Origin of the sequence: Enterovibrio norvegicus DSM 15893 (assembly GCF_900115495.1) — a bacterium.
In the GTDB taxonomy this organism is placed as follows: Bacteria; Pseudomonadota; Gammaproteobacteria; order Enterobacterales; family Vibrionaceae; genus Enterovibrio; species Enterovibrio norvegicus.
Map to the genome: position 1 here is coordinate 1 of NZ_FOWR01000045.1, position 11,132 is coordinate 11,132.

The window sequence follows — 11,132 nt, forward strand, 5'->3', positions numbered from 1 at the left end:
CATCGCGGTCGCGCGGTGTATCAAGGTCAAACTCGCCCTCTTCGGTTTTTACGCGTTTGCTGCTCGTGCCATTACGACTGTTGTTTGATGGCGACTTTTGATGTTTTTCGTAGCCTAGGTGCTCATCCATTTCAGCATTCAACGCTGCTTCGACGGTGATTTTTTTCAACATCTGGCTAAATTCGTTCAAGTCCTCAGGTGTTTTGATACCTTTGGCTGCTTCCTTTGCGAAAGCTTCGAGTTCTTTCTTGTTCATGCGCATCTGCCTATCCTTAACTCTCATTAGAGTATGGTGTGATAAGCAGTTACACAAAATTAGTTACAGTCTCTTCGTAACACACACTGAGAGTCGTACCTCGTACCTCGTACCTCGTACCTCGTACCTCGTACCCCAAACAAAAACGGGCAGTGAAACCACTGCCTGTTTTTATTCGCGTACGCTTTCCGTTACCGCTACAACGCAATCCACGTTGCTTTCACTTCCGTGTATTTCTCAAACGCATGGAGTGATTTGTCGCGGCCGTTGCCGGATTGTTTGTAACCGCCGAACGGTGCGGTCATGTCGCCGCCGTCGTAGTGGTTGATCCACACCATGCCAGTGCGCAGGGCTTTTGCGGTTTTGTGTGCTTTGCTGATGTCCGATGTCCACACCGCCGAAGCGAGGCCGTAGTCGGTATCGTTGGCGATCGCGATGGCTTGCTCTGGGGTATCGAAGGTAATCACAGACAGCACGGGGCCGAAGATTTCTTCGCGCGCGATGCTCATGTCATTGTTCACGTTATCGAACACTGTGGGTTCAACAAACAAGCCGCCAGATGCCTCCATCACTCTTGTACCACCGCAAACGAGGTTTGCGCCTGCGTCTGTGCCCTTGCCGATATAGCTCAGCACGGTATTCAATTGCTGTTGATCGACCATGGCACCGACCTGCGTGTCGGGATCAAGCGGATGACCGGGTTGCCAGTTCTTCAACGCGGCAACCACCTTTTCAACGAACACATCTTTAATAGAGGCTTCGACGAGAAGGCGTGAGCCTGCGGTGCATACCTCACCTTGGTTAAAGGCAATGGCTGAGGCGGCGGATTCTGCTGCCGCATCCAAATCCGGCGCGTCCGCGAAAACGATGTTCGGGCTTTTACCCCCCGCTTCCAACCACACGCGTTTCATGTTGGATTCGCCCGCATAAATCATCAATTGCTTGGCGATGCGCGTCGAACCTGTGAAGACCAAGGTATCGACATCCATGTGCAGCGCGAGCGCTTTGCCTACGGTGTGCCCAAAGCCCGGCAATACGTTTAACACGCCTTTAGGCATGCCTGCGTCTACGGCCAATTGGCCCAAACGCAGCGCGGTAAGGGGCGATTTCTCTGACGGTTTTAGAATCACAGAATTGCCAGACGCGAGGGCAGGGCCGAGTTTCCAACACGCCATGAGCATGGGGAAGTTCCAAGGCACGATTGCCGCGACGACACCAATGGGTTCACGGGTGATCATGCCGATTTCATTGTGTGGCGTGGGCGCAACTTCGTCGTAAATCTTGTCGACGGCTTCCCCTGACCAACGGATAGCGCGCGCCGCGCCATACACATCGACGGCTTTGGAATAGCGGATGGGTTTACCCATGTCGAGGGTTTCAAGTAGCGCCAATTCGTCACGGTTTTCTTCAATTAATTCGGCGAATCGAATAACGACTTTCTTACGTTCTGCAGGAGGAAGTTGAGACCAAGCGCCATCCTCAAAAACCTGGCGTGCGCTGGCGACGGCATTGTTGGCATCGTCAGTGTCACAACTGGCGACATCCGCAAGTAAACGCCCGTCAATGGGGCTCAAACAGGGGAAAGTCTCTCCTGATACAGCATTGACGTACTCACCATCGATAAAAGCCTGACCGCGAATTTCAAGATGGTTGGCGTAAGATTCCCAATCATTGCGTGATGATAACGACGACATAATTGCCTCTCTAATCCATGTGTTTAACGCACTCTTCGCTCACTGTGCACCATTTCAAAATATTTTACAATTGGCCTGTTTTGTTCAATTTATAATCGATATGGCGTGTTTACTGTTCGTTATATTTGACATAGTATTGCAAATATTGCTCGTTCAGCAACAACTCGTTAACAACGTAAAGCGCAAAGGACACCTGATTATGGCAGAGCAGAACCCGAACAATGCACATGCACAGTTAGAGAACTTCTGGATGCCGTTTACGGCTAACCGTCAATTTAAGTCGACGCCTCGATTGTTAGCGAAAGCCGAAGGCATGTATTACACGGATGTAGACGGAAATTCAGTGCTTGATGGGACAGCAGGGCTTTGGTGCTGTAATGCAGGACATAGCCGTCGCGAAATCTCGGAGGCGGTCAGCCGACAAATTTCTGAACTCGATTACGCCCCTACGTTTCAAATGGGTCATCCCCTTCCTTATGAGCTTGCTCAGCGTCTCGCGGCGCTTTCTCCGGGGGATTTGAATCGCGTCTTTTTTACCAATTCGGGATCTGAGTCAGGTGATACGGCGTTAAAAATTGCACTGGCGTATCAGCGTGCAAGAGGGCAAGCAAACCGCACCCTATTTATTGGTCGTGAGTTGGGTTATCACGGTACGGGGTTTGGTGGCATTTCAGTCGGAGGAATGGTCAACAACCGTAAAGCGTTTAGCAATCAATTACTGCCGGGCGTCGCGCACCTTCCACATACCTTGGACATTGAACGCAATGCCTTTTCTCGTGGTTTGCCTGAGCACGGGATCGAGAAAGCGGATGCGTTGGAACAGCTCATCGCATTGCATGGCGCAGAAAACATCGCTGCCGTGATGGTGGAGCCCATGTCCGGCTCTGGCGGTGTGGTATTGCCGCCTGTGGGTTATCTAAAACGCCTTCGTGAAATCACCACTAAACACGACATCTTGCTGATCTTTGATGAAGTGATCACAGGGTTTGGTCGTGTCGGCGATGCGTTCGCTGCACAGCGATGGGATGTCACACCAGACATTATTACGACCGCGAAAGCCCTCACCAACGGCGCGATTCCGATGGGAGCGGTGCTCGTGAGTGAAAAGATTTACCAAACCTGTATGCAAGCCCCTGAAGACACCATTGAGCTTTTCCACGGTTACACCTATTCAGGTCACCCTGTAGCGGCTGCCGCTGCGTTGGCAACACTCGATATTTACCGTGACGAGAAATTGTTCGAACGTTCTCGCCACATGGAAGCGGAATGGGAAAGTGCGTTGCATTCTCTGGCGGGACTCGATCATGTCATTGACGTGCGAAACACGGGGCTGATTGGCTGCGTGCAGTTTGCTCCAAGTGCTCAGGGCGCTGGGAAACGCGGTTACGAGGTGTTTACGCAATGCTTCCAAGATGGCGTTCTCGTGCGCGCATCGGGCGACATTATTGCGCTGTCACCGCCGCTGATTTTGGAATCCAAACACATTGACCAAATCGTCACGACATTAGAAAAAGCCATTAAATCGGCATCTTGATTGTGCCCATTGCTGAGGGAAAGACGGACATGACATCAGTAACACACTACATCGACGGCAAATACACTGGCGCGAGCGAGCGAAGCCAATCACTCTACAACCCCGCGACAGGGCGAGTGTCGGGAAGCGTATCTCTTGCGTCTGCAAGCGAAACCGCGAACGCAGTGGCGTCGGCGAAAGCGGCGTTTCCCGCATGGTCTGAAACGCCGCCACTGCGACGTGCGCGCGTCATGTTCAAATTCAAAGCGCTGGTGGAAGAAAACATTGATGAGCTTGCCGCTTTGATCACCCAAGAGCACGGCAAAGTGATTGACGATGCAAAAGGCGAACTGACCCGTGGGCTAGAAGTGGTGGAGTTTGCCTGTGGCATTCCGCACCTATTAAAAGGCGAAATGACGGAACAGATTGGTGCCGGTATTGATGCATGGTCACTCAATCAGCCTCTGGGTGTCGTTGCGGGTATTTCACCGTTTAACTTTCCCATCATGGTACCCATGTGGATGTTCCCTATCGCCATTGCGTGTGGCAACACCTTCGTGATGAAGCCTTCTGAGAAAGATCCGAGCTCGACGTTACGCATTGCGGAACTCCTTACAGAAGCGGGTTTGCCAGATGGTGTGTTTAACGTGGTGAATGGCGACAAAGAAGCGGTGGATGTGCTTTTGACGCATCCAGATGTACAAGCGGTCAGCTTTGTAGGCTCGACACCCATTGCAGAATACATCTACAGCACAGCGTCTGCGCATGGTAAGCGAGTTCAAGCGTTAGGCGGCGCGAAAAACCACATGGTGGTGATGCCTGATGCGGATCTTGACCAAGCGGTAGCAGCCTTAATGGGTGCGGCATACGGCTCGGCAGGGGAGCGCTGCATGGCGATTTCAGTGGCGGTCGCTGTTGGGAATGTCGCAGATGCACTGATCGACAAATTGACACCAAAAGTTGAAGCGTTACGCGTGGGCAACGGCAATATTGATGGCATGGAAATGGGGCCTTTGGTCACCGCTGAACATTTGAAAAAAGTGGAAGGCTACGTTGCACAGGGCGTTCAAGAAGGCGCGACCTTGGTTGTCGATGGACGTGGTGTTAAGGCGGAAATTGCTGATGAAGACAACGCCGACGGTTTCTTCCTTGGTGGCTGTTTGTTCGACAATGTCACGTCAGACATGACGGTGTATCGCGATGAAATCTTCGGCCCTGTTCTTGCGATCGTGCGTGTGCCAGATTACGCCACAGCCGTAAAACTCATCAATGAACATGAATTTGGTAACGGCACCGCTATTTTTACGCAAAACGGCGATGCCGCGCGACAGTTCTGTCATGAGATTCAAGTCGGTATGGTCGGAGTGAACGTGCCCATTCCTGTGCCCATGGCTTTCCATAGCTTTGGCGGTTGGAAGCGCTCCCTGTTTGGCCCACTGCACATGCATGGCCCAGACGGTGTGAGGTTCTATACGCGACGCAAGGCAATCACGGCGCGTTGGCCAACCGGTATTCGTACCAATGCCGATTTCATTATGCCAACCATGAAATAGCATTTATGGCGTGAAACAGCGTTTGATGCCTGAAACAACGGCATTAAAAAAGGAGCCCATCTGATGTGGCTCCTTTTTTGTGTGTTCCTATGGCGAACAGCTTGTGCCACCTATGCCACGTGTTCGGCAACATGTTCGATAACGCCACTAAATGGAATCCGTTCAGGTTTACTCAGTTGGTAACCTTGAAAGAGGTCGAACCCGAGCTTACGCGCGAATAGCAACTCTTCAGCGGTTTCTATTTTTTCCGCAAGAAGCAGTAACTCTGGCGCGGATTTATACGCCAAGACAAAGCGGCTGATGGTCTCACGGGAGAGCGCACGGAAGTCAATCTTCACAATGTCTGCCAACGGCAGGAAGGGACGCCAGGCATCGCAAGGGTTGAAATCGTCAAAGGCGATGCGATAACCGCGGCTTTTCAAATCAACCAACACATCGAATAGCACAGTATCAGGCACACAGTTTTCCAGCACTTCAATCACCAGATCTTTCGGCGGGTAGTTCAGCGCTGTGCCATTGATCAGGCTTTGATAAGAGAAGTTAACGAAACATGGTTGGCCGTCTGAGACGGTTCGGACGGCGGTTTTCCCAGAGACAAAGAGGTCATTTAGCACGATCTCAGTAGCATATTCCGCGGCAACGAGCGGAAACGTATCACAACGACCATCTCTAAAAAGCAACTCATAACCAATGCGTTGATTCTGTCGATTGAAAATAGCCTGTCGTGCAATGTTAGAGCTCATATGAAGCCAAAATGCCTATGAATTAGGGACACCTGATAAGTGTATTGGATGTCTTAAAAGTGAGAGTGCCAATAAAGACTGATATTTCGCGACGAAAATTAAATAATCAAATTCATACTTTTTTAAACTTGATGAATTTGAGGGCATTGAATTTTGAGGGAGTTTTCGGCTAGAACGACCGTGTTTCTAACTTGCAGCCGTCTTTGGTGCAGGCAAGTACCGAGCCCTGAGTATACCAGTCACCTAAAACGATTCGTTGCGCGAGATCATTGCCGATTGAGAAGGTATGAATATCTGGACGATGTGTGTGACCATGAATCATCGTCATTACACCTTCCGATGCCATCACGCGTGAGACTTCACCCTGATCAACATCCATGATGTCTTCAGCTTTCTGTTGATTGCTTTCAGTGCTGCCTTTGCGGATCTTACTGCCAATGTTTTTGCGGTAAGACAGAGGAAGGCGCATGAATAGCCATTGGGCAAAAGGGTTATGCACTTTTTTTCTATAGCGCTGATACCCTTCATCCTGAATACACAAGGTGTCGCCATGCAAAATCAGGGTGGGTTTTCCGAACAGATCAATCACGGTGTGTTCAGGCAGTAAGGTCATGCCTGACGCTTTTGCGAAACGTTTACCTATCATGAAATCGCGATTTCCATGAATGAAGTAAATAGCAACGCCTTTGTCAGAAAGCACTTTCAGTGCGGCTGCCACTTCGTGATGAAGCGGAACGTCGTCGTCATCACCTACCCACACTTCAAACAAATCCCCAAGAATATAAAGGGCAGATGCGACAGGCGCTTCATCGTTTAAAAAACGGTAGAAACAATCGGTGATTTCTGGATGAGAAGGGCTGAGGTGGAGATCAGAAATAAAAAGTACTGTCATAGGAAAGAGGGCAGTGATTATTGTCACTGCCCCTCATTATATTATTCTTCGATGGTTACGCTGGTGATCAGCACTTCTTCAACAGGCACGTCTTGGTGAACGTAGCCCCATTTACCCGTTGCAACACCTTTGATCTTGTTAACAACGTCCATGCCTTCAACCACTTCACCGAATACACAGTAACCCCAGCCGTCCATAGACTCAGATTTGTGGTCTAGGAAGGTGTTGTTACCCACGTTGATGAAGAATTGTGAGCTCGCTGAATGCGGTTCCATCGTACGCGCCATTGCAATGGTACCAATCGCGTTGCTCAGGCCATTGTTTGCTTCGTTCTTAATAGACGCGCCAGTTTCTTTCTCTTCCATGCCAGACGCCATACCGCCGCCTTGGATCATGAAACCGTCGATGACACGGTGGAAAAGCGTGCCGTTGTAAAAACCATCACGGCAGTACTGCAGGAAGTTTTCTGACGTAAGTGGCGCTTTTTCAGTGTTAAGTTGGATTTTGATGTCACCAAAATTGGTATGAAGCGTAACCATGTGTTGTTCCTAATTTAATTCGCTTTTCGCTTAGACGTTTGATTCTATCCCAACGGGCGCGACATTCAACCGATTACGACGAAAAAGCCCTTCCGATGGTGGCGTGGTCTTCATGTTACTGCGTAATTCTATCTGATTCATCGCCCCTGTATATTTTCGTGAAGGTGTTGAGCACAAAAATAATCACAGACTGTGTTGGATCCTGTTGATTTAACCCTTCAAATCGAACACCTAACCACCTTTTGAAACCCTGTGTCTTGAGGTAATATGTATTCAAGTAGCCTGCATTCAGTATCTTCAGGTTGCTTGCATATACATCTCTAGTGTTTAGCTAATAATTGTAATGGGTAACTCGACAACCATGTTAAAAATCTATAACTCTCTCACCAAACAGAAAGAAGAATTCAAACCGATTGAGCCAGGCAAAGTTGGCATGTATGTGTGTGGGGTTACCATTTACGATTTGTGTCATATTGGCCACGGTCGTACGTTCGTTTCTTTTGATGTGGTGTCTCGCTACTTGCGCTTTTTGGGTTATGACCTGAAGTTTGTTCGCAATATCACTGACATTGATGACAAAATCATCAAACGTGCTGCTGAAAACGGCGAGAGCTGTGATTCACTGACCAACCGTTTGATTGGCGAAATGCACGCAGATTTTGATGCATTGAACATGAAACGCCCAGACATCGAACCACGTGCGACTGAATTCATTGCTGAAATCATCGAGCTGGTTGAACGCCTGATTGAGCGTGGCTATGCATACGTTGCGTCAAATGGCGATGTACTGTTTGAAGTCGCGAAATTTGACGATTACGGTAAGTTGTCTCGTCAAGATTTGGACCAGTTGCAAGCCGGTGCGCGCGTTAACATCGAAGAAGCGAAAAAGAGTCCACTGGATTTCGTGTTGTGGAAAATGTCTAAGCCGGGTGAACCAACATGGGAATCTCCGTGGGGCGCAGGTCGTCCGGGCTGGCACATCGAATGTTCCGCGATGAACTCAGCGATCCTTGGTAATCATTTTGACATTCACGCTGGCGGCTCAGATTTAACCTTCCCACACCATGAAAACGAAATCGCACAATCTTGCTGCGCCCATGATACCCAGTATGTAAATACGTGGATGCACAGTGGCATGGTAATGGTTGACCGCGAGAAAATGTCAAAATCGCTGGGTAACTTTTTCACCATTCGTGATGTTTTGGGTCATTACGACGCTGAAACCGTGCGCTACTTCTTGATGTCAGGTCACTATCGCAGTCAGTTGAACTACAGCGAAGAAAATCTTAAACAAGCACGTGCTGCCGTTGAGCGTTTATACACCGCGTTACGTGGACTTGATTTGTCTGTTGTCGCCGAAGGCGGTGACGCATTTGTTGCGCGCTTTAAAGCGGCAATGGATGACGACTTTAATACACCAGAAGCCTATTCCGTGCTGTTTGAGATGGCGCGTGAAATTAACCGTCTAAAAGCGGAAGATGAAACTTCTGCTGCGAAACTGGCTGCACGCATGCGTGAACTGGCTGACGTGCTTGGTCTGTTGGGTCAAGAGCCTGAAGCTTTCCTTCAAGGAAACGCAGCAGGTGATGATGATGAAGTCGCGAAGATTGAAGGCCTGATCAAAGCGCGTAACGATGCGCGTGCAAGCAAAGATTGGGCGGCTGCGGATGCTGCACGAAACGCATTGACCGAAATGGGTATCGTACTGGAAGACGGTGCGGCAGGAACAACGTGGCGTCGTAAATAACCACGACCACTAAGTCGACAAAAAATCCGAAACGGAGCTTAGGCTCCGTTTTTTTATGCTCATTTTTTATCTTCATGCTTTTTGGAGGGCGCATAGTTTGTGTAAGAAGAACGGACAGTTGATTGAGAATATTGAAAAAGTGAAACATGCTGTATAAATAAATTTAACAATTCAATATCACCATGAATACATCCATCGAATTAGTGAAATTAGAAGCATTTTGTAATCTGGTAGTGTTTTCATCTTTAAGTGTATGAATTTCTTGCATTGACTAAAAAGACAGATATTTTTCGTATGGAAAACATGTCATTTTCTCAAAGATAGAACAAGAAAAAATCCTGCATATCCCATGATGTCGGTAGTCAACGTGAAAGGTTTTTGAGCCCTGTCTTGTGGTCAGGTGGGGTTCGCCCGATTGAGCTGTACGGAAACTTTTGATGTTGCTCTCTAGGAAAAGAGATTAACGATAAGTCTTTAAGGACAGCAGCAATGAACAAATTAATTTTCTCTACAACACTACTGAGCACGCTCATTTCTACGTCGTCATTTGCCTTTGAGGTGTATTCCAATGACGATTCTTCTCTACTTTTAGGCGGCCGAGTCGAACCGCGTTTTAACGTTTCAGATGCAAACGAAGTTAACCCTGGTGATAGCTCTTTTGAGGACATCAGCCGAGCACGTATCTACATTGATGGCGCAACCCGCGTGAATGATGACGTGTCAGTGTTTGGTTATTACAACGGTGAACTTACCTCAGAGTCCAATGCATCGGACATCGAAAACCGATACATGTTTGCAGGTGTTGCGACAGGTTTTGGTGCGTTTTCCTATGGTAAACAGGACTCTGCTCAGGTCATTCTGACAGACGTGACTGACATCATGGCAACGTTCGGAGGCAGCGCCTCAGATCTAGTAGAAGGCAACCAAGACAAGCGTGAAAACAACTTTGTTTACGAGCTTGAAATTCCTTTTGGTGTGACAGCGACTGCTAACTACATTGCGTCTGATAAAGATGACAATGACAGCGCGGGTCTTTCATTGATCTATGACGATCCGATTGGCTTTGCCTTTGGTGTAGGTTACGTAGACGGCAAGCAAGTGTTGGGTGCTAATAACGTTGATGCAAACCAAATGAACGTGGTTGCTTCCTACGCCGTGGGTGATTTCTACATGGGCGGTATATACGTCTCGGGCGAAATCGACAACGTGGATGTTGACGGTTATGAAATTGCAGCTGCTTACGCGCTAGATGATGTGGTATTTCGCTATGTCTACAACAACCGTGATGCGGACGATAAAGCGAAGATCTCTGGTTACGAAGTTGATTACCACGCGATCGAAGGGGTTTATAACGTGACCAATAACTTCTTGGGTTATGCAGGTTACGAATTCAACCGTCTTGACGGTAAGCAAAACGATGACCAGTTCCAAGCCGGTCTCCGTTATAACTTCTAACGGTTAGTTAGCGCAAAAACCAAATAAAAAAGGAGCCGTTACGGCTCCTTTTTGTGTTGAGAAGGGGGAGAGACGCATTCCGTGCCTGAAGCCGATTAGCTAAGACCGGGGAAGAGCGCTCGCATCCCATTCGCAATAAATTCAATACCCAGCGCACCAAGGATAAGACCCATGATACGGGTGATAACGTTGATGCCAGTTTGACCTAAGAACTTCACAATGGATGGGCCAAGGCGCAGCAGTAACCAAATCCCCGCAGAGAACAAACTAATGGTACCAATTAACCCCAAGGTATCTAACGAGCTCGGATAGCGGGAAGAATACACAATGGTGGAACTGATGGCGCCAGGTCCTGCCAGCAATGGCATTGCGAGAGGAACCACACCAATCTGTTCGCGGCTGATGGATTCTGATTGTTCTTGCTTGTTCTGTTTCACCTCGCCGAGCTTACCGCTCATCATGGTGAAGGCAATGCTGACGAGGAGCATGCCGCCAGCAACACGGAACGAATCTAGCGAAATGCTAAAAAGATCCAACAACAATTGTCCCGCTAAAAGAGAGACAATCAAGATGGCCGCAACAGCAAGGCTTGCTGTGTAAGCCGTTTTGTTACGTTCAGCAGGGTCTTGGTGTGCTGTCAAAGACACAAATATCGGCATGATGCCCAGTGGATTCACTGCGGCAAACAGACCAATGAAAAATTGAAAAAATATTACAAGCTCGATGCTATTCATTCCAAT

10 protein-coding genes are annotated in these 11,132 nt (G+C 48.6%); 4 read left to right on the forward strand and 6 right to left on the reverse strand.

Annotated elements, in window-relative coordinates; translation table 11 throughout:
* Positions 1 to 256, reverse strand: a 256-nt coding sequence (locus BM082_RS20900) for a transposase (protein WP_244276068.1), incomplete at its 3' end; no start/stop codon positions are given.
* 197 nt (positions 257 to 453) lie between these two features.
* Entirely contained in the window at positions 454 to 1,950 is a 1,497-nt protein-coding gene (locus BM082_RS20905; protein ID WP_074928469.1) for an aldehyde dehydrogenase, read from the reverse strand.
* Positions 1,951 to 2,149: 199 nt separating this feature from the next.
* Between BM082_RS20905 and aptA the strand changes: the two genes are divergently transcribed.
* Together aptA and BM082_RS20915 are read left to right on the forward strand one after the other, a co-directional pair.
* Positions 2,150 to 3,484, forward strand: coding sequence for an omega-aminotransferase AptA (gene aptA, locus BM082_RS20910; RefSeq protein WP_017014066.1), 1,335 nt, complete (start codon positions 2,150 to 2,152; stop codon positions 3,482 to 3,484).
* Positions 3,485 to 3,513: 29 nt separating this feature from the next.
* On the forward strand, positions 3,514 to 5,016 hold the full coding sequence (locus tag BM082_RS20915) for a CoA-acylating methylmalonate-semialdehyde dehydrogenase (protein ID WP_017014065.1): 1,503 nt from the start codon (positions 3,514 to 3,516) through the stop codon (positions 5,014 to 5,016).
* A 110-nt stretch (positions 5,017 to 5,126) separates the two neighbouring features.
* On the opposite strand, the gene BM082_RS20920 is transcribed toward BM082_RS20915, so the two are convergent.
* From BM082_RS20920 to BM082_RS20930, 3 genes are all read right to left on the reverse strand, one after another.
* Positions 5,127 to 5,759, reverse strand: a complete 633-nt coding sequence (locus BM082_RS20920) for an EAL and HDOD domain-containing protein (RefSeq protein ID WP_074928471.1) — start codon at positions 5,757 to 5,759, stop codon at positions 5,127 to 5,129.
* 169 nt (positions 5,760 to 5,928) lie between these two features.
* Positions 5,929 to 6,651 (reverse strand): UDP-2,3-diacylglucosamine diphosphatase, encoded by a 723-nt coding sequence (gene lpxH, locus BM082_RS20925; protein WP_074928473.1) that lies wholly within the window; start codon positions 6,649 to 6,651, stop codon positions 5,929 to 5,931.
* A 41-nt stretch (positions 6,652 to 6,692) separates the two neighbouring features.
* A complete protein-coding gene (locus BM082_RS20930; RefSeq protein ID WP_017010211.1) occupies positions 6,693 to 7,190 on the reverse strand; it encodes a peptidylprolyl isomerase in 498 nt (165 codons plus the stop codon).
* A 361-nt stretch (positions 7,191 to 7,551) separates the two neighbouring features.
* Here BM082_RS20930 and cysS point away from each other — a divergent pair, with 361 nt between their 5' ends.
* Entirely contained in the window at positions 7,552 to 8,937 is a 1,386-nt protein-coding gene (gene cysS, locus BM082_RS20935; protein ID WP_074928475.1) for a cysteine--tRNA ligase, read from the forward strand.
* Positions 8,938 to 9,426: 489 nt separating this feature from the next.
* The gene (locus BM082_RS20940) at positions 9,427 to 10,392 is read left to right on the forward strand and encodes a porin (protein WP_074928478.1); all 966 of its coding nucleotides are present in this window, start codon (positions 9,427 to 9,429) and stop codon (positions 10,390 to 10,392) included.
* A 95-nt stretch (positions 10,393 to 10,487) separates the two neighbouring features.
* Here the strand turns inward: BM082_RS20940 and BM082_RS20945 are convergent, their stop codons facing one another.
* Positions 10,488 to 11,126, reverse strand: coding sequence for a YchE family NAAT transporter (locus tag BM082_RS20945; protein ID WP_017010208.1), 639 nt, complete (start codon positions 11,124 to 11,126; stop codon positions 10,488 to 10,490).
* Positions 11,127 to 11,132 lie beyond the last annotated feature (6 nt).

Coding starts and splice junctions, on each gene's coding strand:
- aptA (WP_017014066.1), top strand. CDS start 2,150: ATGGCAGAGCAGAACCCGAACAATGCACATGCACAGTTAGAGAACTTC.
- BM082_RS20915 (WP_017014065.1), top strand. CDS start 3,514: ATGACATCAGTAACACACTACATCGACGGCAAATACACTGGCGCGAGC.
- BM082_RS20920 (WP_074928471.1), bottom strand. CDS start 5,759: ATGAGCTCTAACATTGCACGACAGGCTATTTTCAATCGACAGAATCAA.
- BM082_RS20905 (WP_074928469.1), bottom strand. CDS start 1,950: ATGTCGTCGTTATCATCACGCAATGATTGGGAATCTTACGCCAACCAT.
- BM082_RS20930 (WP_017010211.1), bottom strand. CDS start 7,190: ATGGTTACGCTTCATACCAATTTTGGTGACATCAAAATCCAACTTAAC.
- cysS (WP_074928475.1), top strand. CDS start 7,552: ATGTTAAAAATCTATAACTCTCTCACCAAACAGAAAGAAGAATTCAAA.
- BM082_RS20940 (WP_074928478.1), top strand. CDS start 9,427: ATGAACAAATTAATTTTCTCTACAACACTACTGAGCACGCTCATTTCT.
- lpxH (WP_074928473.1), bottom strand. CDS start 6,651: ATGACAGTACTTTTTATTTCTGATCTCCACCTCAGCCCTTCTCATCCA.
- BM082_RS20945 (WP_017010208.1), bottom strand. CDS start 11,126: ATGAATAGCATCGAGCTTGTAATATTTTTTCAATTTTTCATTGGTCTG.